Source organism: Solimicrobium silvestre (assembly GCF_002976435.1).
Classification (GTDB): Bacteria; Pseudomonadota; Gammaproteobacteria; order Burkholderiales; family Burkholderiaceae_D; genus Solimicrobium; species Solimicrobium silvestre.
Map to the genome: position 1 here is coordinate 12,005 of NZ_PUGF01000015.1, position 25,357 is coordinate 37,361.

The 25,357-nt window shown below is 45.6% G+C and carries 24 protein-coding genes; 16 read left to right on the forward strand and 8 right to left on the reverse strand.

The annotated features are described in order from the left end of the window. Positions 1–19 precede the first annotated feature (19 nt). The 3 genes from S2091_RS15190 to lexA all read right to left on the reverse strand — a co-directional run bounded on the left by S2091_RS15190 (position 20) and on the right by lexA (position 1,824). A complete protein-coding gene (locus S2091_RS15190; protein ID WP_243405445.1) occupies positions 20–526 on the reverse strand; it encodes a hypothetical protein in 507 nt (168 codons plus the stop codon). An 89-nt stretch (positions 527–615) separates the two neighbouring features. Beyond that, complete coding sequence (locus S2091_RS15195; RefSeq protein WP_105532800.1) at positions 616–1,128, reverse strand: carboxymuconolactone decarboxylase family protein; 513 nt, start codon at positions 1,126–1,128, stop codon at positions 616–618. A 54-nt stretch (positions 1,129–1,182) separates the two neighbouring features. Continuing rightward, a complete protein-coding gene (gene lexA, locus S2091_RS15200; RefSeq protein ID WP_105532801.1) occupies positions 1,183–1,824 on the reverse strand; it encodes a transcriptional repressor LexA in 642 nt (213 codons plus the stop codon). Positions 1,825–2,222: 398 nt separating this feature from the next. Between lexA and S2091_RS15210 the strand changes: the two genes are divergently transcribed. Further along, positions 2,223–2,375 carry a DUF3096 domain-containing protein gene (locus tag S2091_RS15210; protein WP_105532803.1) on the forward strand — a complete coding sequence of 51 codons (153 nt, stop codon included), beginning with the start codon at positions 2,223–2,225 and terminating at the stop codon, positions 2,373–2,375. Between the two features lie 84 nt (positions 2,376–2,459). On the opposite strand, the gene S2091_RS15215 is transcribed toward S2091_RS15210, so the two are convergent. Beyond that, positions 2,460–3,812: a sensor histidine kinase gene (locus tag S2091_RS15215; RefSeq protein WP_105532804.1), complete on the reverse strand. Its 1,353-nt coding sequence runs from the start codon at positions 3,810–3,812 to the stop codon at positions 2,460–2,462. A gap of 18 nt (positions 3,813–3,830) precedes the next feature. After that, positions 3,831–4,487 (reverse strand): response regulator transcription factor, encoded by a 657-nt coding sequence (locus S2091_RS15220; protein ID WP_105532805.1) that lies wholly within the window; start codon positions 4,485–4,487, stop codon positions 3,831–3,833. A gap of 146 nt (positions 4,488–4,633) precedes the next feature. Here S2091_RS15220 and S2091_RS15225 point away from each other — a divergent pair, with 146 nt between their 5' ends. Next, on the forward strand, positions 4,634–5,830 hold the full coding sequence (locus tag S2091_RS15225) for a serine hydrolase domain-containing protein (RefSeq protein WP_105532806.1): 1,197 nt from the start codon (positions 4,634–4,636) through the stop codon (positions 5,828–5,830). Positions 5,831–5,943: 113 nt separating this feature from the next. Here the strand turns inward: S2091_RS15225 and S2091_RS15230 are convergent, their stop codons facing one another. The 3 genes from S2091_RS15230 to map are packed head-to-tail and all read right to left on the reverse strand — an operon-like array spanning position 5,944 to position 10,128. After that, the gene (locus S2091_RS15230; RefSeq protein ID WP_279338094.1) at positions 5,944–6,702 is read right to left on the reverse strand and encodes a pseudouridine synthase; all 759 of its coding nucleotides are present in this window, start codon (positions 6,700–6,702) and stop codon (positions 5,944–5,946) included. 46 nt (positions 6,703–6,748) lie between these two features. Then, positions 6,749–9,304 (reverse strand): [protein-PII] uridylyltransferase, encoded by a 2,556-nt coding sequence (locus tag S2091_RS15235; RefSeq protein ID WP_105532808.1) that lies wholly within the window; start codon positions 9,302–9,304, stop codon positions 6,749–6,751. A gap of 11 nt (positions 9,305–9,315) precedes the next feature. Beyond that, positions 9,316–10,128: a type I methionyl aminopeptidase gene (gene map / locus S2091_RS15240; protein ID WP_105532809.1), complete on the reverse strand. Its 813-nt coding sequence runs from the start codon at positions 10,126–10,128 to the stop codon at positions 9,316–9,318. Between the two features lie 322 nt (positions 10,129–10,450). On the opposite strand from map, the gene S2091_RS15245 reads away from it, so the two are divergent. The 14 genes from S2091_RS15245 (at position 10,451) to fabZ (ending at position 25,353) form a co-directional block, all read left to right on the forward strand. Then, positions 10,451–11,320, forward strand: coding sequence for an ABC transporter ATP-binding protein (locus S2091_RS15245; RefSeq protein ID WP_105532810.1), 870 nt, complete (start codon positions 10,451–10,453; stop codon positions 11,318–11,320). After that, complete coding sequence (locus S2091_RS15250) at positions 11,317–12,879, forward strand: hypothetical protein (RefSeq protein ID WP_105532811.1); 1,563 nt, start codon at positions 11,317–11,319, stop codon at positions 12,877–12,879. The genes S2091_RS15245 and S2091_RS15250 overlap by 4 nt, the downstream gene beginning before the upstream one ends. Before the next feature lie 226 nt (positions 12,880–13,105). Further along, positions 13,106–13,858 carry a 30S ribosomal protein S2 gene (rpsB, locus tag S2091_RS15255; RefSeq protein WP_105532812.1) on the forward strand — a complete coding sequence of 251 codons (753 nt, stop codon included), beginning with the start codon at positions 13,106–13,108 and terminating at the stop codon, positions 13,856–13,858. A gap of 132 nt (positions 13,859–13,990) precedes the next feature. Next, entirely contained in the window at positions 13,991–14,872 is an 882-nt protein-coding gene (tsf, locus tag S2091_RS15260) for a translation elongation factor Ts (RefSeq protein WP_105532813.1), read from the forward strand. A 328-nt stretch (positions 14,873–15,200) separates the two neighbouring features. Continuing rightward, positions 15,201–15,920, forward strand: coding sequence for a UMP kinase (gene pyrH, locus S2091_RS15265; RefSeq protein WP_165795001.1), 720 nt, complete (start codon positions 15,201–15,203; stop codon positions 15,918–15,920). A 28-nt stretch (positions 15,921–15,948) separates the two neighbouring features. Further along, positions 15,949–16,509 (forward strand): ribosome recycling factor, encoded by a 561-nt coding sequence (frr, locus tag S2091_RS15270; protein WP_105532814.1) that lies wholly within the window; start codon positions 15,949–15,951, stop codon positions 16,507–16,509. Between the two features lie 109 nt (positions 16,510–16,618). Beyond that, positions 16,619–17,377, forward strand: a complete 759-nt coding sequence (gene uppS / locus S2091_RS15275) for a polyprenyl diphosphate synthase (protein WP_105532815.1) — start codon at positions 16,619–16,621, stop codon at positions 17,375–17,377. Then, positions 17,377–18,213, forward strand: a complete 837-nt coding sequence (locus S2091_RS15280; protein ID WP_105532816.1) for a phosphatidate cytidylyltransferase — start codon at positions 17,377–17,379, stop codon at positions 18,211–18,213. The genes uppS and S2091_RS15280 overlap by 1 nt, the downstream gene beginning before the upstream one ends. After that, positions 18,210–19,382: a 1-deoxy-D-xylulose-5-phosphate reductoisomerase gene (gene ispC / locus S2091_RS15285; protein WP_105532817.1), complete on the forward strand. Its 1,173-nt coding sequence runs from the start codon at positions 18,210–18,212 to the stop codon at positions 19,380–19,382. Before S2091_RS15280 ends, ispC begins: the two co-directional genes overlap by 4 nt. A 1-nt stretch (position 19,383) precedes the next feature. Next, the gene (rseP, locus tag S2091_RS15290; protein ID WP_105532818.1) at positions 19,384–20,733 is read left to right on the forward strand and encodes an RIP metalloprotease RseP; all 1,350 of its coding nucleotides are present in this window, start codon (positions 19,384–19,386) and stop codon (positions 20,731–20,733) included. A 95-nt stretch (positions 20,734–20,828) separates the two neighbouring features. Beyond that, positions 20,829–23,216, forward strand: a complete 2,388-nt coding sequence (gene bamA, locus S2091_RS15295) for an outer membrane protein assembly factor BamA (RefSeq protein ID WP_105532819.1) — start codon at positions 20,829–20,831, stop codon at positions 23,214–23,216. A 115-nt stretch (positions 23,217–23,331) separates the two neighbouring features. After that, the gene (locus tag S2091_RS15300) at positions 23,332–23,808 is read left to right on the forward strand and encodes an OmpH/Skp family outer membrane protein (protein ID WP_105532909.1); all 477 of its coding nucleotides are present in this window, start codon (positions 23,332–23,334) and stop codon (positions 23,806–23,808) included. Continuing rightward, positions 23,808–24,878 carry a UDP-3-O-(3-hydroxymyristoyl)glucosamine N-acyltransferase gene (gene lpxD / locus S2091_RS15305; protein WP_105532820.1) on the forward strand — a complete coding sequence of 357 codons (1,071 nt, stop codon included), beginning with the start codon at positions 23,808–23,810 and terminating at the stop codon, positions 24,876–24,878. Before S2091_RS15300 ends, lpxD begins: the two co-directional genes overlap by 1 nt. Continuing rightward, positions 24,871–25,353 (forward strand): 3-hydroxyacyl-ACP dehydratase FabZ, encoded by a 483-nt coding sequence (gene fabZ, locus S2091_RS15310; RefSeq protein WP_105532821.1) that lies wholly within the window; start codon positions 24,871–24,873, stop codon positions 25,351–25,353. Before lpxD ends, fabZ begins: the two co-directional genes overlap by 8 nt. Positions 25,354–25,357 lie beyond the last annotated feature (4 nt).

Below are 25,357 nucleotides of genomic sequence, written 5' to 3' on the forward strand. Positions count from 1 at the left end.
AAAATTAGGAATAGGTTTACTAAATATTTTGCATATCTAATTCAAGAGACGCATAAAAAGGAACTTGTAGCCATCGTTGAGCTAGTGCCAGCACGACTTCGTATAAATCTCTCTCAGGATTAATTTTGCTCAAATCTGGTACTGCTCGATTACGCATTGAGCATGCTCCTTCTAGTCCAGCTAAAAACTGTTCGTTATCAAACATGCCGCTCCACATTTGCGCTTGAAGGCTTTCCACCAAGGCTTCAGCATGTGTCGCCTGATCAGCAATTTGTTGATTTTGGATGTCGTGCGTTTGCTCCATCGCAAAGGCAAGATCAGCCCCTTTCGCTATTAAACCTAAAAAACCATGCTCGTAGCCCAATGCAGTTTCCACTACATAGTGAATCAAATCATGAGGTAGTTGGCCTTGGCGCGGCATCTTTGTCGAAGTTTCAGTTCCGTTCTTACGCACGCAGCGTAATACATCGTATTTTTCGGTTTTACCTTGTTTGGTGGCGATTAATTTCATTTCCTGTAAATTCACTTAAAGTTCACAACATGGATTCAAGTTTGAAATGCGAATGGACGGCTTTTAATGTGAGTATGTGTAAACTGGCAATCCGTGTTTTTTGATTACTCAATTTTGTTTGAAAATACCGGCGCAGGTGGTGCGTAATTAAACGCGACTGCAATACGATTCCAGCTATTAATTGCGGTGACAGCTGCTGTTAAGAACGGTAATTCGGCGTCGCTAAACTGCAATTTAACCACTGCGTATGCGCTCTCAGACACGCCGTTGCCTGCGATGTTGGTTAAGGTTTCGGTCCATGCAAAGGCTGCCATTTCTCGTGCGCTAAACACGCCTGCCTCTTGCCATACTGCGATCAGATCGAGCTTGGTTTGCGGTATGCGTAATTCACGCGCTACGTTTAAATGATATTGCACGCAAAATGCACAGCCGTTAATTTGCGATGCCCGTAATTTAATAAGTTCAGATAACTCTTTTTCTAAGCCGGAATCATCGATCGCTTTGCCCATCGCATAGAGCGCTTTGTTCACAGCAGGAGCTATGTCGTTAAAGCCATCGCGACTTAAACGATTGTGTGCATTAGAGACTGGACTTGAAGTTGAATTTGTTAATGACATTTTTCACCTTTGTTAATGAACTAAATGGAATAAAAAATTACTGCAAGCCCTGAGTTAATTCCAGCTGCGTAATAATCCTACAGCTAAACCTTCTAATGCAAAATCTTCGGTCTCGACCTTGATGACGCTGTAATCAGGATTTTCTGGGAACAGTTCAATCAGCGAGCCGGTTTTTTTATAGCGTTTAACCGTTACTTCATCACCAATCCGCGCCACGACTATTTGTCCATTATTTGCATGGCTGGTTTTTTTGACGGCCAATAAATCACCTTCCAAAATACCGACGTCACGCATTGACATGCCACGTACTTTTAATAGGTAATCCGGGCGGGTTGAGAACAGGCTAGGGTCAACATTGTAGCTGGCTTCGATGTGTTCCTCGGATAACATCGGCGAGCCTGCGGCAACACGGCCAACGAGTGGTAATACGAGTTGTGGTGTTGAGGAGATAGCACTAACTTGCTCTGATGCACGCGATTGTATTGATTCACATAAACGAATTCCGCGTGACGTGCCAGGTGTCAATTCAATTACTTTTTTACGTGCCAATGCTTGTAGATGTTCTTCTGCGGCGTTGGCGGAGCGGAAACCTAGTTCTGTTGCGATTTCTGCGCGAGTAGGTGGGAAACCGGTGTTTTGGATGGCGTCGCGAATGAGATTTAAAATTTGCTCTTGGCGTGCGGTAAGTTTTTGCATGGCAATGGTATCCAACTGGGTTTATATGCAGTCTGTAATTTTATACAGTATTTGTAGGATTGTAATTGTTGTTTTGCATATTGGGGAGTTTTTATGTGTATTTACATAAAAATAGCCACGGAAAGCCGCATTAAAATTTCAAAATTTAAATTTTGGAATAATTAAGGTGAACTCGGGGTTTCAGGCGATACAGTGTCAGCCGACGAAGCGATTTTGCCTTGCAAGGTAAAATTCTTTAGCGGCCATTTTATTTTTGTAATACAGGAGCATAAGTGTCATATTAATGCGTTATTGCCGATGTATGACTTTGAGATTAAAATATACTGTCAAAAAATGGTTTTTTCATCGAAAGTAGAGCCATTAGATACGTTAAATATTTTAAAAAATAGGGGGAGTATATGAATTTGCATTTTTCAATCATGCCTTTGATCTCATTGATCGCTGGTATCCTGATTCTGGTCATGCCGAAATTGTTACATTTGATTATTGGATTGTATTTGATTTGCATCGGTTTGATCGGTTTGGTTGGCGCTGGTCATTTGCATTTATAGTTTGTTCGAATAGACATACACTGCTCTGCACTGATCGTTTTTCCTTCTCCGGCAAAACGATTCATCATTCACCTATCCAACGTCTCAAATTCGCGCGGTCACAGTTGGAATAACAACCGTGAATTGGCAACCGCGACCAACTAATCCAGTTGAAAGCAGCACCTCGCCACCCATGCGTGCTGCTGCTTGCTGCACAATCGCCAAGCCTAGCCCTGAGCCGGGCAGGTCGTGCGCTTTTCCTCGGTAAAACCGTTCAAATACCGCGCTTCTATCTTCTTCCGCAATACCGGGCCCATCGTCGGCTACTGTCAGTGTGAGTGTATTTGCTTGTCGTTTGAGTTTAACGATAATTTTTCCGCCGGGATGAATATAGCGGATCGCGTTGTCGACCAGATTATGCAAAATAGATTGAAATGCGTGCATTTCCATCGGATGCGGCAATTTGTCCGGAGCATCCAGAGAGAGTTCTATCTGGCGGGCTTTGGCGGCAGGCGCAGCTTGTGCCAGTGTCAGCCGGGTGAGATGTGATGCATCGAGAGGCGCAAGATTCTCTAAGGGTTTTCCATCTACCCGTGCTAGTTCCAGTAATTGTTGAACTAGATGGGATGCACGTGCAATGGCGTTGTCAACGCGCTGTTCTGCTTCCAGTTTTTCTTGAAATGTATCCGCTTTGGCTAATACATGGACATGTGCCGATATCACTGCCAGTGGTGTTCTTAATTCATGCGCTGCGTCTTGTACAAAGGCGTGCTCCCTGGCTATTTTTTTGCTGAGTTGGTTCAACAGGCGATTGATGGCGGAGACTACTGGTTTGAGTTCGCCGTAATAAGGATCAAAATCGACGGGGGATAAGTCGTCGGTATGGCGTGCCGCAATGAGCGCTGACAGTGTGCGCAATGGGTGTAATCCACGCCAAACCGCATACCAGATCGGTAGCAGGATGAAGGGAAATGCAATGAGCATTAGCGTGCCAATGACACTGCCAAATTTGCGCACGGCGTCGCCGACAGTCAGGATCGGATAAGCGATCTGAAAAGTCCAGAGCGCAGTTTCGCCTCTGAAGATCAGATAGTCCTTTCCATCCAGCTGAGTGGGAACGACCTGATTCAATATTCCCTTCAGCGGGTGATCGGTTACCCAGAACAAGCGTTTGCCGTGCTGATCCGATAGCTCCATTAAGACATCGTGACGACCATCGGAACGGCGGCTTCGGTTGAATTCCCGCTCCAGCGAAAAGGCATATTGAATCGCTTCGGGTGCGGTGCTGGCCGTATCGAATCCCTGCATTTCGTATTGTATAAATGAGCTCATGCCAGCGCGAACATCATCGGTGTTGCGCTCAGTAATATATTTGTATGTAGTGAGTACCAGCCAAATGACGGAAAACGCGATGAAGATCGCCGTCACCACACGTCGGACTAGAGTAGGTTTGAACATGGTTGCTTGGTTGTTTTGTTACGAGGCGAGCGTGTAGCCGACGCCATGCACGGTTTGAATCCGGTGCGCGCCGATTTTCCGGCGCAGATTCGATATATGCACTTCAATTGCGCTGAAATCCACCGGGTCGCCTAATGGTTCCAGTCGTTGCGAAAGTTCTCCCTTGGGCATGACGACGCCAGGTTCACGTGCTAACTCCAGGATCAAACGGAACTCGCGTGGAGATAGGTCGAGCAATGTGCCGTTCAGGCGTGCGAGGTATTTTCTCGGCTCGATTTCGATATCGCCGACTGACCAGATATCGCTGGCTTGACGTACATAGCGACGTTGCACGGCATAAATACGGGATATCAATTCGGCGGTTGCAAACGGTTTTACGAGATAATCGTCTGCTCCACTGTCGAGGCCGGCCAGCCTGTCATCTAATGCCGATCTTGCGGTAATCACGATTATTGGGATAACGATTCCATCGTCACGCCATAGTTTCAGCAGGTCGAGGCCAGCGCCGCCTGGCAGGCAAAGATCAAGCAATATGCAATCAAATGGAGCTGATTCAAATGAACGCGGCGCATGGTCAACCCTGCGAACCCATTCGCTACTGAGGCCGTTGGTTTTTAGTGCCTTCTGCAAGGCAAAACCAAGGTCGATGTCGTCTTCAACAATCAAAATATGCATAGCGGGAGAGTGTACAGCGAGCCATTAAGGTTTGCCAAAGGTTTGGTTTGTTATAGTGCAAATCGTCGTAGTCTAGTCACACACTAATCTGATTAGGTAATACATCGATGAATCATCGCAGCCAAAAATAATTACCCGGAGATTCCATGCAATTTTTTGTAAAAGATATTTTCAAACAGATTTATACCTGCACCATTGTCGTTTTCCTGGGCGCCTGCGGAGGCGGAGGAGGTAGTTCGACAGCGACCACGCCAACCCAGCCAGTGAGTTTGAGCGCGACAGTCGACGGTATTATGTCTTCTACGATGGCGAGTACCGGAGTGACTGCTGCGACAGTGACCATTATGCATAACGGCGTGGTGCTGCATGATAAAGGGTACGGTTTTTTAGACGCAGCTGGTACGATCCCATTGCCCGCTAGTGCCTTGATGGTAACGGCCAGCATAGTCAAGCCAGTTACCGCTTCAGCGATCCAGACATTGGCCAGCAATGGCACGCTGGCATTATCGGATCATGTTTTTTGCACGGGCAGTAATACACCGTGCTGGTTGTCTGCGGATTTGCTTTCCTCTAGCACTGATCCACGCGTTGCAAACATCACTATTCAGCAGCTTATTGCGCATGAAGGAGGCTGGGATATATCCCAACACGGTAACGTGGATTTCGATAAGCTTGAATCTGTCGTTCAAAGCTCGCTAGCATTGAGCACGCCACCGGCGCAGACTGATGACATTCGCTACTGGATGGCAAAGCCGCTCGATTTCACGCCAGGCGCTCGGGCGGCATATACCAATTTCGGTTATTTGTTGTTAGGTCGAATCATCGCGCAGGCAAGCAATACCAGTTATCTCCAGTATCTGCAAAACACGATTTTGAGGCCGCTGGGTGTTGCTAGCGCCGATTTTTCTGGAGCGGCTTCATTGCTGGCAGACCGTAATCCGCGCGAACCAAACTACATCACATCGATTATGGCGCCCAGTATTTTTGCCCCCGGCACAACCGTCATTTGCACTAATGGCGCGATTAATACGCTGAATTGGGTTTCCGCCACAACCTCTATTACGACCTCAAAAGCTATGGCAACGTTTGCCGGTAGTTATTTGATACAGACCAACGCTGATGGAACTGACGAGGCGCAAGATGGTATTCCTCTCGCTGGCAAGACCAATGATGGATTTCATTTTGGAAATTATCCGGGCACTTCTGCCATCATCCGGCAATTACCATCGGGCGTGAGCTACGCCGTTTTGATGAATAAATCCAACGAGACCGGGTCGGTTGGATATCAGGGTTCGCTAATGACTAGTATTGATGCAGCGATTGCTGCAGCGGGTTTATATTAATGTGTAGTTGAAAGAGGGGGCGGGATGCGTGCATTCTGTCCACATAACGATTTAGCATATCTTTGCAAATATTTTCAATATAGCGTCATTGAAAATATTTGCATTGGGCTAATTTAAAACATTTCCGTTTCACTCAAATAACGCCATTTTCCTTCCGGTAAATTACCCAATTTAACTCGTCCAATACGCACTCGTTTTAAGCCAATAACGGTCAACCCAACCGCTTCACACATGCGGCGAATCTGGCGTTTTTTGCCTTCTTTTAAAATGAAATTTAATTGATCTTCATTTTGCCAGCGAACTTTGGCAGGCAGCAATGCTTTGCCATCCAGCCACAAGCCATGATTCAGGCGTTTTAAATCGGCATCGGGCAGGGTGCCGCCTTTGCTGTAGGAAACGCGCACCAAATATTCTTTTTCAACTGAAGTGTCTTGGCCGATCAGGTGCTTGGCAATGCGGCCGTCCTGTGTGAGCACTAACAGGCCGGTCGAATCAATATCCAACCTGCCAGCGGGCACCAGGCTACGTAATTGAGTTGGATGGAAATGAATCGGTAATTTATCTTCTTCCCAGCGATTTTCCACCGTCACCATACAGATTGCCGGTTCATAGCCATCTTCTGCCTGGCCGCTCACATAACCAACCGGTTTGTTGATGAGCACGGTAACGCGTTTTGATTGTTCAGCGGCGGCTTGACGTTCGATGGTGATGTGCTGATCGGGCAGGATTTTAGTGCCCAGTTCTGAAACCACTTTGCCATCCACTCGTACCCAGCCACGGCTAATCCATTCGTCGGCTTCGCGGCGTGAGCACAGCCCTAATTCGGACATACGTTTTGAAAGGCGGAGCGGTTCGTTGTTCGGAGTATTCATGAGATTTTTAAGGTTAAATTGCAGCTAAATTTTTGATGAGTCGCAGTTAAATTGTGAGAGCATCCAGCAAATCCGTTTCCAACTGGATTTGCGTACGTGAATTTTGCAGGGCTGCGCCATCAATTAAGAAAACGTCTTCGACCCGTTCACCGAGCGTCATAATTTTAGCGGTATGCAGGTTGATTTTATATTTGGCGAGTACTTTTGCAATCGAATACAACAAGCCATTGCGGTCATTGGCAGTGACGGAAAGCAAATAGTATTGGCCGCGTTCATCCGGCAATAAACCAACGGTGGGCGTAATGGGGAAAGTACGCGATAAGCGTGATAAGCGGCCTTTGCTTGGTACCGGCAATGCGGTTTGCGAGCTTAATAATTTCGTCAATTCGTGCTCCACTAAATTGATGATGTCGCGATAATTTTTAGAAAACGCGGACGCGGAAATTAAAAAAGTATCTAGTGCGTAATCATGTTGCGTGGTGTGGATTTTGGCGTCCAAAATGCTAAAGCTCTTGGCATCGAAATAACTGCAAATACGGGCAAATAGATCAGGCTGGTCTTTGATGTAGACGGCCACTTGCAAACCTTCGCCGATCGGTGCGGTGCGGCATTTTACTGCCGGTTTTTCGCTATTGACCTTGTCATAAAATACCCGCGTTTGCCACACAATGTCGCTGGCATCGTTACGTAAAAAATAAACGACGTCCAGCTGCTTCCATAATTCGGCGTGCGCGTTTTCTGGTAAGCCATACAGTCGTAAATTCTTTAATGCTTCGTCTTGACGGTTTTTGAGTTCCCGGTCCGGTGATGGGATTTCACCACCTAAAGCACGTAAAGTGAGGTGGTATAAATCTTCCAGCAATTTGCCTTTCCACGCATTCCACACTTTAGGACTGGTACCGCGAATATCGGAAACGGTCAGTAGATATAAAGCGGTCAGATGGCGCTCGTCTTTGACAACCTTGGCAAAGTGTTGAATCACTTCAGGATCGGATAAATCTTGTTTTTGCGCGACTTGCGACATTAATAAATGATGCTCAACCAAAAATACCACCAGCTCGGTTTTATCTTTTGCCATGCCATGTTGGCGGCAAAATCGTCTGGCATCTTCTCCGCCTAAATGGGAGTGATCACCATTGCGACCCTTGGCAATATCATGGAACAGCGCGGCCACATACAGCACCCAGTGCTGCGGGAAGTTGGCGATTAACTGACTGCAAAATGGATATTCATGTGCATGCTCCGGCATCGTAAAACGCCGCAAATTCCGCACCACCATCAAGATATGCTGGTCAACGGTATACACATGAAATAAATCGTGCTGCATCTGCCCGATAATACGACGGAAATTCGGTAAATAGCGGCCCAATATACTCATCTGATTCATGCCGCGTAAAGCGTGGGTTACTCCTTGTGGAGCTTGCAGAATTTGTAAAAACAAGTCGTGATTGATCGGGTCGCGTCTAAATTTGCTATTGATTTTGAAGCGGGCATGCCAAAGCGCGCGCATGGTTGGCGCGGACATGCCTTTGAGTTCGGTCTGCTGCGACAGTAATAAATAAAGCTCCAGCATGGCCGAGGGGCGATGTTCAAATAACTGTGGATCAACCGGTTCAATAAAACCATTGATTTCATTGAAATCGGCATTAATAGCGTGCGGTTTTGAGGTGGAGATAAACAGTTGCGCTTCAATATTTTGCAGCAAAATCGTGTTTAATTGGGTGACCGCTTTGGCTGCCCAATAATAGCGCTGCATTAAATATTCGCTGGAACGACGGGTAGGCGTGGCGACGAAGCCAAAGGTTTCCGCTATTGGTGTTTGTACGTCAAAAACCAAGCGGTCTTCACGTCGTTTGGCGAAGATGTGCAGGCGTATCCGAATGTCTTTGAATGCGCGTTCATTACGTCTTAACTGGCGCGCTTCCGGGCCGGTGATCAAACCACGTGCGGCTAATTCAGACCATGAATTGCCTAGTTTTGCGGCTTTGGATATCCACAAAATAACCTGTAAGTCGCGTAACCCGCCGGGGCTTTCTTTGCAGTTCGGTTCCAGGCTATATGGGGTGTCTTCAAACTTGACATGGCGCTGGCGTAATTCCAGTGTTTTTGCCTGAAAAAAGGCTTGTGGATTCATCGCGGCATTGTAGTGCTCGCGCAGAGCTCGGAATGATTTGCGGCTCCCGGTGACCAGCCGTGCTTCTAGCAGACTGGTTTGAACGGTAATGTCCGCTTTTGATTCTTGCAGGCATTCATCAATCGTGCGGATGCTATGGCCGATTTCTAAGCCCAAATCCCAAAATTGTTGCACTAATAATTCAAGTTTTACCCGTAACGCATCATCTGCTGCATGCGGCAACAGAACCAGTACATCAACATCGGAATAAGGAAACAACTCGCCTCGGCCATAACCGCCAACGCCAATTAAGCTAACGTCATTGGGTAACGCTAATGCCTGCCAAAGCTCGATGAGCGCTGTATCGACACTGTGGCAAATGTCATGTAACAGCGCCTCCGGTTTTTTCTGGTTTTGTGAAAATGCGGCAGTAATTAGCTGATGGCGAGCCTTTAATTGTTCCTTTAGCTTTTGCGCTAAGGGTTGCATAGTGACTTTGCTTAAGATTTTGCCGATATAAATTCAGGAGGAGGTGGCATTCCAGCTGATGCGGTGAGTACTTCATAGCCGGTTTCGGTCACTAACACAGTGTGTTCCCATTGTGCTGACAAGCTGCGGTCGCGGGTTTTAATTGTCCAGCCGTCCGGCATTTCACGAATTTCCTTGCGTCCGGAGTTAATCATCGGTTCGACGGTAAATATCATCCCCGGCAACATTTCAGCCAGAGTTCCTGGGCGACCATAATGCAGAATCTGCGGCTCTTCATGGAAAATTTTACCAATGCCATGTCCGCAAAATTCCCGGACTACGCTGTAACCGGCTTTTTCTGCGTATTGCTGAATAATGAAACCGATATCACCTAAATGATTACCCGGTTTGATTTTAGAGATGCCCAGCCACATGCATTCAAACGTAATCGCTGAAAGGCGTTTCGCCATAATTGACGGCTCACCGACAAAAAACATGCGGCTAGTGTCGCCGTGATAGCCATCTTTAATCACGGTAATGTCTAGATTCACTACATCGCCGCTTTTCAATACTTTATCGCCAGGAATCCCGTGGCAGACCACATCGTTGACCGAGGTGCAAATTGCTTTTGGATAAGGCGTGTAACCAGGCGGGCAGTAATTTAACGGCGCAGGAATCGTGCCTTGCACGTTCACCATATATTCATGGCATAAGCGGTCAAGTTCGCCGGTTGTTACGCCAACCTTGACATAGGGGGTGATGTAATCAAGAACTTCAGAACCTAAACGGCCTGCTATACGCATACCTTGAATGTCTTCTGCAGTTTTGATTGTAATAGCGCTCATGATGTTGCCTGATAAGTTAGTGGTGCAATTGAGGGGGTAAGTTTGACCTGCGGCGGTGACGATGTGGCGGCCAATAATTAAATATAGACCGAAATTATAGACGATTTGCAACCGGCTGGACTTTGAATCCGCCTAAATCTGGCGCTAAATTAATGAAAAGCCAGTCCGTAACGCCATTCTATTTTTTCATCAATTCCCTATAAATTTGCAATCTACACCACTAAATTTGCAATCCGTCGGATTCAGGGCCGCTCTTAAAGCCGCTTCCAATACAGTTCAGTCATTGATCATCTTGATGGCTTATTACTGTAAGGGGTAAGAAATGTTAGAACTTCGTCATGTAGTTAAACGCTTTGGTAAAAACCTCGTCGCAGTGGACGATGTCTCGCTCAATCTGACGCATGGGGTGGTCGGCTTGATCGGGCATAACGGTGCCGGCAAGACCACGCTGATGCAAATGATCGCCACACTCACTGTTCCGACTAGCGGGCAGATACTACTTGATGGGCAGGATATTACTAAAAAGCCAAAGCTGATCCGCCCACGATTGGGCTATTTACCACAAGATTTTGGTATTTATCCTAATCTGAGTGCGCTCGAATTCATGCAGTACTTTGCTGCCTTAAAAGGCTGTAATGATCCTGAGCGGATACGTTATTTGCTGGAACTGGTTAATCTGCATGAGCATGCCAAACGTCCGGCCGCTTCATTTTCCGGCGGTATGCGACGTCGTTTGGGGATTGCCCAGGCACTCATCAATGATCCGGATATATTAATTGTTGATGAACCAACCGCAGGTTTAGATCCGGCAGAGCGCATGCGCTTTCGCAATTTGCTCTCGGAATTAGGCTTTAGTAAACTGGTGATTATGTCTACCCATATCGTGTCGGATGTAGAAAGTATCGCCACACAGCTAGCCGTGATGCGTTCCGGGAAATTGCTGGCATTTGAAACACCTGAAACTATTTTGGAGCAAGCGCAGGGGCAAATTTGGACAGCGGAAATTGACAGCCAATATTACGAACAGCTGCGCAGTAAAGTGCACGTACTTAATGCGCAAAGGTTGGGGAATTCAATGGTCGTGCGTATCGCCCATCCGCATCAGCCATGCTTTGATGCGGTGCTGGCAGAGCCAAGTTTGGAAGAAGCTTTAATGGCGCAACAACTTACAAAGCAGGTGGCGCTAGCATGAATGCTACTACTATCAAGATACTTATATTGACGGAGGCGCGCTTGAGACTGCGCCGCCTAAGCACGTTGGTTACTTTATTGCTCGTTGCCGCGCTCGCCTGGTTGATGTTAGCGGATCAAAGCAGTGGTAATACCTTCATTGCGGTTCAAAATGCAAAAGTACTCTATACCAGCTCAGCTTTAGCGTTAGGCAGTGCAACGATGTTTAGTCTGGTATTTGGTTTGGCAGGTTTTTATTTAGTGCGTGGACGTATTAGCGAAGATGTGCGTAGCGGTGCAAGTGGTGTGATCGCATCAAGTACGATTAGTAATGCTCTGTTTTTATTGTGTCGCTGGTTGGGTGGGGTCGGGTATTTGGTGGTGTTAGCCGGCGCATTTATGCTCAGTATTATGGCTTGCCATTTGTTTCGTGGGGTAGGGGCGATTAATGTATTTGTTTACCTTGAAACTTACGGTGTCATCTTGCTGCCATTGATTTTTTTTAGCGTGAGCTGTGCGGTTTTATTTGATGGTATTGCGCCATTGATGGGGAAGCTCGGCGATGTCATTTATTTCTTTTTGTGGATTGCGCAAATTTCAATCTTAGGTAGTTCTGAAGCTAATGCTACTCATCAAATAACGAGCATAATGTTATTTGATTTTTCTGGAATTGTGATGACTATGCAAAGTTTGTTCGCGTATTTACACACTTCCAATATTTCAATGGGTTACGCATCCTTTGATCCTAAACTGGTACCAGTTACTCTTACTAATGATTTATGGTCTGGTCCGATGTTGTTAATGCGCTTTGCATCGGCGGCAGTTGCCAGCTTAATTTTATTACCCTCATTTTTTCTGTTTCATCGCTATTCTCCAGATAAGGTCAAGGTGAGTCATGCCCGTGAGCGGCGTTCGCCTATTGCGGTACTGAATCAGGTTTTGCGTCCTTTATCAGGGTTGGTACAGCCATTGTTTCCGATGGCGGCACGTTTGCCAGGCATTTTGGGGCAGGCTTTGGCTGATGTTGCGCTGACCTTAACCAGTTCTCCTGCCGCCATTCTCGCTTTGATCCTTGTGCTGTTGAGTTCCATTTTCGTTAATTTGACCATGTTACCTAGCGTGTTGCTGGCAGCGCTTGCCTACTGGGGTATTTTAGTTAGTGACATCAGCACTCGCGATTACATGACCGGATGTGAAGACATGACTGGCGTTGTTGCTGGTGGAGCTAAGCAGCGTTATCTTCGACAATTAGTTGCAACATTCATGCTGGGCTTGTTATTTACTATTTCTATTGCATTGCGTTTAGCATTTCATGCACCATTGTTAGCTTGTGCTTTGTTGGTTGGGCTATTTAGTTTGAGCGCGTTAGCTAGTCTGTTAGGGCGTACTTCGCGCTCTTCCCGCACATTTTTAGCTCTATTCTTATTTTGGCTATATGTTGCGACCCAAGTATCGAATGTGCCCATAATCGATGTGGCTGGGTTTAATGCGGTAGCAAATAGCATCTCGATAACAACGCAAATGATCATAGCAATAACTGCCTTAATTTTTGGTTATAGTTACAACCGTTTGGCGAAATAGGGTGGAAAGTAGGGTGGAACCAAGGATGAAGTGCGTGGCAATGTAGGTTTAGCTTGAATTAATGAGTGGTCTTGGTGTAAAATCCTGCCCTGACTCATGAAGTGGTGCTTATGTAAGTAAATAAGTTCGCAAATGAGTTGTAAATTTGAAATCGCGAATCCGATCTAAAAAGGGTGCTCAGTATTGAGTCACTGATTGGATTCCAGACCAAACCCTGGAGAAAATTATGTCAGTAACAATGCGCGAAATGTTGGAAGCCGGTGTCCATTTTGGTCACCAAACTCGTTTCTGGAATCCAAAGATGGCTCCGTTCATCTTCGGTCACCGCAACAAAATTCACATCATTAACTTGGAAAAAACCTTAGGTTTGTACCAAGAAGCAATGAAATTCATCCGTCAAACTTCCGCTAATCGCGGCACTATTTTGATGGTTGGCACAAAACGTCAAGCACGCGAATTGATCGCTTCCGAAGCGCAACGCGCTGGTATGCCGTTTGTTGATCAACGTTGGTTGGGCGGTATGCTGACTAACTTCAAAACTGTTAAAACTTCGATCAAACGCTTGAAAGACATGGAAGCGCAAGTTCAAGAGGGTACAGTTGAGAAGTTGAGCAAAAAAGAAGCCTTGATGTTTGATCGCGAAATGACCAAATTGCAAAAAGCAATTGGCGGCATTAAAGACATGGGCGGCGTTCCTGATGCAATTTTTGTTGTAGACGTTGGCTACCACAAAGGTGCTATCACTGAAGCAGCTAAATTAGGTATTCCAGTTATCGGCGTGGTTGATACCAACCATTCACCAGACGGCGTTCAATTCATCATTCCAGGTAACGATGATTCATCTAAAGCAATCGCTTTGTATGCTCGCGGCGTTGCAGATGCAATCCTCGAAGGCCGTGCAAATGCGTTGAATGAAGTTGTTGAATTGGTTAAAGCTGGTGGCGATGACTTCGTTGAAGTTAATAACGAACAAGCTTAAGTTTTAAATATAGAAGTTATCGCTAAGATGACTTTATGAAAAAGGGGCAGTTTAGCCCCTTTTTTTTAAGACGCTTATTGTGATATTTATTTTGATACGCCCGTATTGGGCATAGTGAACCAGGAGAGAAACATGGCAGCGATTACAGCAGCGATGGTAGGTGAATTGCGCGCAAAAACAGATGCGCCTATGATGGAATGTAAAAAAGCATTGACTGAAGCCGAAGGTAACATGGAACGCGCTGAAGAAATTTTACGCGTTAAATTGGGCGGTAAAGCTTCTAAAGCAGCTTCACGCGTTACAGCTGAAGGTGTTATTGCAGCATATGTTGCTGGCAATGTTGGCGCGTTAATTGAAATTAACTGCGAAACCGACTTTGTTACTAAAAATGATGAATTCTTAGCGTTGGCAAATGCCTGCGTTAAATTGGTTGCTGAACACAACCCGGCTGACGTAGCAGCTTTGTCTGCATTGCCATTGGGCGAGTCTACCGTTGAAGGTTTGCGTACTACATTAATCGGCCGTATCGGCGAAAACATGTCGATCCGTCGTTTTGTGCGTTTTGAGTCAACTTCTAAAATCAGCACATATCTGCACGGTACACGTATCGGCGTTATCGTTGATTTTGATGGCGCAAATGAACAAGTTGGTAAAGACGTTGCTATGCACATCGCTGCAATGAAGCCAGTTTCTTTGTCAATAGAGCAAGTTCCTGCTGAATTGATCGAAAAAGAACGTTCAGTAGCGACATTGAAAGCTGCTGAATCAGGCAAGCCTGCTGATATCGCCGCAAAAATGATTGAAGGCTCAGTACAGAAATTCTTAAAAGAAGTTTCTTTGTTGAATCAACCATTCGTTAAGAGCGACAAGCAAACTGTTGAGCAAATGTTAAAAGCAGAAGCCTCAACTGTTAAAGCATTCCAGATGTATGTGGTTGGTGAAGGCATTGAGAAGAAACAAGATGACTTCGCTGCTGAAGTTGCTGCTCAAGTAGCTGCCGCTCAAAAGGCATAAAGTATCGACAGGGAGTAATCAGATGAATTTGACACTGACCAATAGAGGTAAGGCAGATCAAGATGCAAAGCATCTTTGGTCAGTTATTCTGCTCAGTTGTTTTGATTCATCTGTGAAGTAAGCTAGGCGGGCCGTTGGGCCCGTTTTTTTTAATGCTTATGATGTAACAAGATATAGAATGTAACTTTTACGGGAAATGTCCATTTTCGCCAAAGTTTGCAGGAATGCAGTTGAAGTAGCGCGCAGAAGTAGTGTGTAGAAATGCTGTGCAGAAGCGCTGTGTAGAAGTACAGCAACCAGACAGTCAGATAAAAACAGTGGAGAAAAAATGTTGAAAAAATCAGCTTATAAACGCGTACTACTGAAACTTTCTGGTGAAGCTTTAATGGGTGATGATGCTTATGGCATTAATCGCGCCACAATAGAGCGCATGGTCGCTGATGTGGCAGAAATTAAAGCGTTAGGAATTGAGTTGGCCATCGTTATTGGCGGCGGTAATATTTTCCGCGGTGTGGCTCCTGGCGCCGAAGGAATGGATCGTGCAACCGCTGATTACATGGGGATGTTAGCAACCGTTATGAATTCCCTGGCACTTGCCGATGCAATGCGCCAGGCAGGAATAACGGCACGCGTCATGTCGGCTATTGCAATTGATCAGGTGGTGGAGCCTTACGTTCGACCAAAAGCGTTACAGTATTTAGAAGAAGGTAAAGTCGTTGTCTTTGCTGCCGGTACCGGTAATCCATTTTTTACGACGGATACTGCTGCAGCGTTACGTGGCGCGGAAATCGGCGCAGAAATCGTATTAAAGGCTACTAAGGTAGATGGCGTGTATTCTGCTGATCCTAATAAGGACAGCAATGCAGTTCGCTATAGCACCATTAGTTTTGATGAGGCGTTGTCACGTCAATTGCAAGTGATGGATGCAACGGCATTTGCTTTATGTCGTGACCGTAATTTGCCTATTAAAGTATTTTCTATCGTAAAGCCCGGCGCATTGAAACGCGTCATTATGGGTGAAGATGAAGGTACGTTAGTGCATGTTTAATTATTTTATTTTGATGTAGGAGATTCGCATGGCAGTTGTTGATGTTAGAAAAAACACTGAACTAAGAATGCAAAAGTCACTTGAAGCCCTCCGGGCCGATTTGGCAAAAGTACGCACTGGTCGGGCGCACACAGGTATTTTGGATCATGTTCAAGTTGATTATTATGGAAACCCAACCCAATTAACCCAAGTTGCCAATGTGACGCTGATCGATGCACGCACTATTGGTGTTCAGCCTTGGGAAAAGAAAATGGTGGCTGTGGTTGAAAAAGCGATCCGTGATTCCGATTTGGGTTTAAATCCATCCACCCAAGGTGACATGATTCGCGTTCCAACACCGCCGCTCACTGAAGAGCGTCGTAAAGAGTTTGTTAAGTTGGTTAAGACGGAAGGTGAAGATGCCAAAATTGCCGTCCGTAATATTCGCCGTGACGCCAATGAAGCATTCAAAAAAATGTTGAAAGACAAAGAGTGTTCGGAAGATGATGAGCGTCGTGCGCAAGATGATGTCCAAAAATTGACGGATAAATTCGTGTTGGACGTGGATAAAATGGTTTCTGAGAAAGAAAAAGAACTGTTGACGGTATAACGTTAACAATTCACCACTTTGAATGGCGCTTTGAATAGCGCTTTGAATTGGAATCAGCACTACCTGTTGCTAGGTAGTGCTCAGTTTTTATATTTTGAATTGCTTCGACATGCCTGAATTAAGTTCTACTCAAACTATTCCCAAAGTGGGTGCTGTACCCAAACACGTTGCCATCATTATGGATGGTAATGGTCGTTGGGCGACGCAGCGGTTTATGCCACGTGTTGCCGGACATTCAAAAGGCGTAGATGCTGTTCGTACCATGGTCGAAGCATGCATAGAGCAAGGCATTGACTATTTAACGCTGTTTGCTTTTAGTTCTGAAAACTGGCGTAGGCCGGAAGAAGAAGTGTCGATACTCATGCGCTTGTTTATGACGGCGTTAGAGCGTGAAGTTAATCGACTACATGCTAATGACATTTGCTTAAAAGTGGTTGGAGATTTATCCCGCTTTAGTGAAGCTTTGCAGGAAAAAATTCGCGACGCGGAATCTAAAACCGCGAACAATAAACGTCTGACGGTCACGATTTGTGCAAACTACGGCGGCCGTTGGGATATCGTCCAGGCGATGAATAAATTGCTTGCGGCACAGCCGGAAATTACCCAGATCGAAGAGCATCACCTGGCCCCATATCTATCGATGGCATATGCGCCAGAACCTGACCTGTTTATTCGTACCGGCGGTGAAAAACGCGTATCTAACTTCCTATTGTGGCAACTCGCTTACACAGAGCTGTATTTTACCGATACCTATTGGCCCGATTTTGGACGTACTGAATTAACGGCGGCCATTCAATCCTATCAACATCGCGAACGACGGTTTGGTCGCACCAGTGAGCAATTGCTCGAGTCTAAGAAAGCCCCTTAATGTTAAAAACCCGCATTCTCACAGCAGCGGTGCTGTTGGCAGTATTGTTGCCGGTTTTATTTTTTGGCGCTCCATTAGCGATAAATATTCTTTGTGCCCTATTTTTTTGTGCGGCCTGCTGGGAAAGTCTGCGTCTATTCGGACATCGCCTGCTTATTCCCGCAACCATCGTTTGGACCGGTATATTTATTTGGCTGGCGTTCATGGGAAATACGGCGCAATTTTTCCCTGTTTGGGCGCTAGGCATTGCAGCTTGGATAGCTAAATTTATTCCCTCATTAAAATTTGGTTTGCCTCCGCAAGCCAGTGCTTCAAACCGCATATTTAGCACGCTATACCTGATCTCGATACTGGCCTGTTTTTTAGCAATTCTTATTTTTCAGCGCCATTCAACAAGTTATTTGTTATCGGTGTTGGTCATCGTTTGGGTGGCCGATATTGGGGCGTATTTCTCAGGCAAAGCATTTGGTAAACGCAAGTTGGCGCCAACTATTTCACCAGGAAAATCCTGGGAAGGCGCAATTGGCGGTTGGGTTTGTGTAGTCGCGCTTGGCGCAATCAGCACTCAAATTCCATTTTTCTCAGATAGTTTTTCCGTCACCCTGCAACATCATTGGGGTTGGCTGGGTTTATGTTTGGTATTAAGTTTATTGACTGCCTTAAGTGTGGTTGGTGATTTGGTTGAGTCGCAATTAAAACGCCGTGCACAGATAAAAGACAGTAGTAATTTATTGCCGGGTCATGGCGGAGTTTTGGATAGAATTGATGCGTTGATTTCTGTTTTGCCGATGGCAATATTAATTGAAATTTTGGTTGAGATAACAAGCAAATCATGAAGCAAACAATCACTATTTTAGGATCAACCGGTTCTATTGGGGTGTCCACTTTAGATGTAATTTCCCGGCATTCAGATCGCTACCAAGTAGTTGCCTTGACCGCGCACAGTCGCGTGAATGAGCTTGCCAAACAGTGTGTGCAATTTAAGCCCAAGTTTGCCGTTGTTGGCAGCGTTGACGCGGCTGACGCATTGAAGGCCATATTGGCGCCTTATGACCTGAATATCAACGTGTTATTTGGTGAAGCTGCATTGTGCGATGTGGCGCGTGAATGCGATGTGGTGATGGCCGCGATTGTTGGTGCGGCTGGGTTGGCGCCAACCATGGCGGCAGCAAAGGCTGGCAAAAAAGTGCTGTTGGCGAATAAAGAAGCGCTGGTAATGTCCGGGCAATTATTCATGGATGCCGTGCGGGAAAATGGCGCAACCCTGTTGCCTATCGACAGCGAACACAACGCTATTTTTCAGTGCCTGCCGCATGATTTTAATCTTGACTCTGCCCAGCAGGGCATTGCAAAAATTTTGTTGACCGCATCAGGCGGACCTTTTTTACATAGACCGATTAATACCTTACACGATGTTACTCCCGAGCAGGCTATTGCTCATCCGAATTGGGTGATGGGCAAGAAAATTTCGATAGACTCAGCCACCATGATGAATAAGGGGCTGGAAGTCATAGAGGCACACTGGTTATTTGCTGTGCCGGTTGACCAAATTGAAGTGGTTATACATCCTCAAAGTGTGATTCACTCAATGGTCTCGTACGTTGATGGTTCCATGTTGGCGCAATTGGGTAATCCAGATATGCGTACGCCAATTGCTTATGGATTAGCTTACCCAGAGCGGATAACGTCCGGTGTGCCCCAGCTCGATATCACAAAAATTGCTCAACTTCAATTTGAAAAGCCTGACTTTTCCAGATTCCCTTGTTTAGCGATTGCGTTCGATGCCTTACGTGCTGGTGATACTGCACCAGCCATAATGAACGCGGCCAATGAAGTTGCTGTCCAAGCGTTTCTCGATAAAAAAATTGGCTTTTTGATGATCCCAGAATTAATTACCAGTGTCATGAATAAAATTGCGAATAGCCCAGTGATCGATTTAGATGGTGTGATGGAGCAAGACGCATTGGCGCGTGAAGCAGCTATGCACTTTATTGCATCGTATTGATATGAGTTTCATTCATACGGCGCTAGCCTTCCTCTTTGCTCTTTGCACATTAATTGTGTTTCATGAATTGGGACATTATTGGGTCGCACGACTTTGTAATGTCAAAGTGCTGCGGTTCTCGCTTGGAATGGGCAAGGTTTTGTTTTCTCGTCGGTTTGGCCCAGACCAGACCGAATGGGTGATTTCGGCGCTACCGCTGGGCGGTTACGTCAAAATGCTGGACTCGCGTGAACAAGAACTGGGCGAAATTGCCCCGGCTGATTTGGCCCGGGAATTTACCCGTCAATCAGTTTGGAAACGCATTGCTATTGTCGCCGCTGGCCCTTTGGCTAACTTTATCCTGGCGATTTTTTTGTTTTCAATTCTGTACATGGTGGGTATGCCCGAGCCCATTGCCAAGTTACGCCATCCAGCACCATCCACCCAGGCTTATCAGGCAGGAATACGCGGTGATGAGCTAGTTACTGCGGTAAATAGTAAGCCGATACAGTTTTGGTCTGAATTACGCTGGGAATTGCTGCAACAAGCGGTAGATAAGCAGGCGGCCACATTAACGCTGGTTTCGGACGGATCAACCCGTCAAGTGACATTAAGCTTAGACGGCTTATCACCGCAAGATTTAGAAACGGATTTTTTGAGTGCGTTAGGATTGAGTTTAGCGCTCTCCAAGGCGCAATTAGGTCAGGTGGTGCCAGATGGCCCAGCAATGCGCGCAGGCCTTCAAAAAGACGATATTGTTACTGAGATTGACGGCAAAGTGATTTTTGATAGTTTGGATTTAATCGAAACGGTTCGAGCCTCCCCGAATAAATTACTTCAACTCAAGGTCAGCAGATCTGGCGCCATACTCGAGTTCACAGCCACTCCCGAGGCAGTCACCGTGAATGGGCAGCTAATTGGCAAGCTGAATGTGGAAGTTCGCTCTACACCCGAGGTGCTTGATCATCAGGAATCACTCTTCGCTGCGATTCAAAAAGCCTCCCAGCGTACTTGGAGCACCAGTGTTTTGACCTTGAAAATGATAGGGAAAATGGTGCTTGGCGAAGTTTCGCTTAAAAATATTACCGGACCGCTGACCATTGCCGATTATGCCGGGCAGACTGCCAAAATTGGCTGGATCAGCTACGTAAATTTCCTAGCTTTCATTAGTATTAGCCTCGGAGTGATGAATTTACTACCCATACCTGTATTAGATGGCGGACATTTGTTGTATTATTCGCTGGAAGTTTTAACTGGACGACCAGTTTCAACACGTTTTTGGGAAATGGCCCAGCGGGCTGGACTAGCTATTTTGATGATATTAATGTTTGTCGCCTTCTTTAACGATATTGTGAGATTGCTGCCAACCTAGTTTCAACTAAGTTTCAAAATAGCGCCAGCCTATTGCCGACGTTGTCATATTTTTTGCTTTACTTAATAAGAATACTGTTAAAGAACTCATTGCCAATGAAATTACATTCTGCGTATTTTCCCCTGCCTAATTTCCCGCGTCGTTTGGTTGCTATTGCCGCTTTTGCACTAAGCAGTGGTTCTGCTTTGGCTATTCAGCCATTTGTAGTCAAAGATATTCGTGTTGAGGGTGCTCAAAGAACCGAGGCCGGTACCATTTTTAGTTATCTGCCAGTTCGGGTAGGAGATACCTTTACAGATGAAAAAAGTATTGCAGCGATTAAATCACTGTACGCAACCGGATTTTTTAAAGACGTTCAAATTGAAGCGCAAGGCAATGTTTTAGTCATTGTGCTGGAAGAGCGTCCGTCGGTTGGGTTGGTTGAGTTTACCGGGATGAAAGAGTTTGAAAAAGACGTATTGATTAAAGCGTTAAAAGAAATTGGCGTTGGTGAGGGCCGTATTTTTGATAAAGCTTCGGTTGATCGTGCCGAGCAAGAGTTGAAGCGCCAGTATTTATCACGCGGTTTGTATGGCGTGCAAGTCACTACCACGGTTACGCCAATTGAGCGGAATCGCGTCAATATTAATTTTGTGGTGGATGAGGGTGAAGTTGCCCGGATTAAAAAAATTAGTTTTATCGGTAACAAAGCGTTTAGCGATAAAGAATTGCAAGACAATATTGCCCTGCGTACTCCTGGTTGGTTTACCTGGTATAGCAAGGCTGATCAATATTCAAAACAAAAACTCTCTGGCGATTTAGAGTCATTAAAATCGTTTTATCAAAATCGTGGTTATATCGAGATGAATGTGGATTCGACGCAGATATCGATTACCCCTGATAAAAAAGATATTTATATAACAATTAATTTAACTGAGGGTGAGCAATACACCGTCACCGATATCCGACTAGAAGGCGAAACTTTTGGACGTGATGCAGAATTTAAATCATTGCTCACCTTAAAATCTGGCGAAACCTATTCTGCAGCGAAATTGACTGAAAGTACCAAGAAGATTACTGATCGCATGGGTAATTTCGGTTATGCATTTGCGAATGTGAATGCTAACCCTGACGTGGACAGAGAAAAGAAAGAAGTTGCATTTACGATCTTCTTGGATCCTGGTAAGCGCGTCTATGTACGTAAAATTGGTTTCGCTGGTAATACCACCACGCGTGACGAAGTTATTCGACGCGAATTCCGGCAATTTGAAGGTTCGTGGTACGACGGCCAAAAAATCAAATTGTCACGCGACCGCGTTGATAGATTGGGTTATTTTAAAGAAGTCACTATTGAAACCCCTGAAGTGGCAGGCAGCACGGATCAAATTGACGTTAATTTGAATGTGGTTGAAAATCCGACTGGTAACTTCACCTTGGGTGCTGGTTACTCACAAGCTGAGCATTTCACAATTTCCGGCGGTTTATCAAAAAGCAATGCCTTTGGTAGCGGTGACACGATAGGTATTAGCGTTAATACCAGCCAAATTAACCGTACAGTGGCTTTGTCGCGCTATGAGCCGTATTTAACGGATGACGGCATTAGCCGCAGTGAGGAAGTGTATCTGCGTACCAATACTGCACCGATCGGCAGTTTCGGTGGCTATAACGTGCGAACCATCGGTTCTGATGTGAAGTTTGGTGTGCCGTTTACTGAGCTTGATACCATTTATTTTGGTTTGGGTGTTGAAAACACTAAAGTAGAAACCAAGACAGGTAGCCCTTATCGTTATCAAAAATATGTGACTGATTACGGTAATGGTCAAATTTTCTATGTGCCAGAAAACCCTATTACTGGTGCTCCATCGTATATTGATGAGGTGCCAGGAGTTGCAAAAACATTCGCTTTCCCAATGACCATGGCTTGGCAACGTGATAGTCGTGACAGTGCTTTAACACCAAGTATTGGTAGTTACCAACGCGCTAATTTGGAAGTGGCATTGTTGGGCGATATGAAATACATGCGAACTGTTTATCAACGGCAATATTTCCAGCCATTTTTTAGCAATTTCGCCACCTTGGCATTAAATGGTGAGATTGATTACGGACGTGGTTTTAACGGGAATCCTTTCCCTATCTTTAAAAACTGGTATGCGGGCGGTATCGGTTCTGTGCGTGGCTTTGAAACATCTTCTTTGGGTAGTAAAGATCCTGTTACCGGTGACTCAACCGGTGGTGCATCGCGTTTGATTTTAAATGCTGAATTACAATTCCCATTCCCAGGATCAGCCAATGACCGTTCCTTGCGTTGGTTCGTGTTTAGCGATGCAGGTAACGTATACGATGAAGGCGCGGCATTTAGAGGCGGTGTAAAAGCTTCCTACGGTATAGGTATTTCTTGGCTTTCACCGATGGGACCGTTGAAGTTGAGTTTGGCTCATGCAATTAATGCAACAGATCTTGATAGGAAAAAACCATTTGATTTCCAAATTGGTGGTGGCTTCTAATTCCATTGAAGTGTTGTTCGTAAATGGCTATTATGTGATGGTTTTGTAAGAAAAATTATTTCAGCGGAGAATTATCTTGAAACACTATGCAATTTCATCTTTATTGCAGTTATTGATGGCTTCTGGCTGCATGTTGGTCGTCGTGAGTGCTACCGCGGACGAAACTAAAATTGGATTCGTGAGTACTGAACGCATTACGCGTGAATCAGAGCCAGCCAAAGCGTCCGAAGCCCGGTTGGAAGCAGAGTTCTCTCAGCGTCGTAAAGATTTGCAGGATTTCACTATCAAAATCAAAGCGATGGCTGAAAAATTAGATAAAGATTCCCCTGTTATTTCTGAATCAGATCGCCTCAAACGGCAACGTGAGTTATCGGATATGGATCAGGATTTTCAGCGTAAGCAACGCGCTTATCGTGAAGACGTGAATCAACGTATTAATGAAGAAACTGTTAAGTTAAATGAGCGCGCCACAAAAGTGATAAAGCAAATTGCTGAAGCTGAAAAATTCGACATCGTCCTGCAAGATAATGTTGTGTATTTCAGTCCACGTATCGACATCACTGACAAAGTGATGAAAGCATTGAGTAAATAATGTCTGGACTTCATCTAAGTGAATTAATTGACCGCTTAGGCGGTCAATTAATTTGTGATACTGATTTAGTGGTGGATAGCATTGCCCCTCTGGAGCACGCACACGCAAACAGCATCACGTTTCTATCTAATCCCAAGTTACGCAATCAAGCCGGTAATACTCTCGCTGCCGCCATCATTATCAAAGCAGCCGATGCTGAGTTTTTGCGATCGCAATTTAAGGGCGCGTTGATTTTAGTTGATAATCCGTACGCGTATTTTGCAAAAACCGCGCAATTATTTGCTGAATTAAAACGGCAGCCCCTAGTGCCCGGCATACATCCTAGTGCCAGCGTTGATCCGACTGCCCGTATTGCTGCCAGTGCGGCGATTGGACCGTTGGTTTGTATTGAAGAAAACGCCGTTATTGGCGAGCATGTGCAAATTGATGCCGGCTGTTTTATTGGTCACGGCGCACAGATTGGCGCGCACAGTCATTTTCACGCTAACGTCACCTGGCACCATGAATGCCGTATCGGGCAACGTGCCATTATTTATTCTGGTGCGGTGATCGGCGGTGAAGGGTTTGGATTCGCGAATGAAGCTGGGCGCTGGTTGAAGATTCCCCAAACGGGTGGCGTAGCGATAGGTGATGACGTTGAGATTGGTGCGAATACCTGCATAGATCGCGGCGCCTTAACTGACACGATCATCGAAGACGGCGTTAAGTTAGATAATCAAATTCAAATCGGCCACAACTGCCATATCGGCGCACACACGGCCATGGCTGGTTGCGTTGGTGTTGCCGGTAGCGCCAAAATTGGCAGTCATTGTACTTTTGGTGGTGCTGCAATGGTGTTGGGGCATTTAACCATTGCTGACAATGTGCATATTTCTTCGGGAAGTATGGTGTCAAGATCCATCTTGGAAGCAGGTCAATATACCGGTTTTTATCCTTTGGCAAAAAATGCCGATTGGGAAAAATCTGCTGCAATCGTTCGTAATTTAGATAGCCTGCGCGACAAAGTACGCGCCATGGAAAAAACAATTCAATCGCTCACTAGCGCTCAAAATGGAAAAAAAGATGAATAGCTTAGACATTAATCAGATCAAAGAATACTTGCCGCACCGTTACCCAATGTTACTGGTTGACCGGGTACTGAATTGGGAATCAGGCAAGACTATTACCGCGATTAAAAACGTGACTGCCAATGAAGAATTTTTCAACGGCCATTTCCCGAATAAACCGGTGATGCCTGGTGTATTAATGATTGAAGCAATGGCACAGGCCGCTGCTTTATTATCGTTTCTAACCATGGGGCAAAAACCCGATGAAAATACCTTAGTGTATTTTTTAGGAATTGATAATGCACGCTTTAAACGGCCAGTTGAGCCGGGTGATCAGTTGAAATTAGAGGTTGAAATTGTCAAGGTTGCGCGTGGTATCTGGAAATACAAAGCAACTGCCTCAGTGGATGGTCAGTTAGCCGTGGAAGCTGATTTGATGTGCACTTTACGCACAGTAGAAAGTTCAGCCGCTAAGCCAGCCCCTGTGGTGCCAGATTAATCAG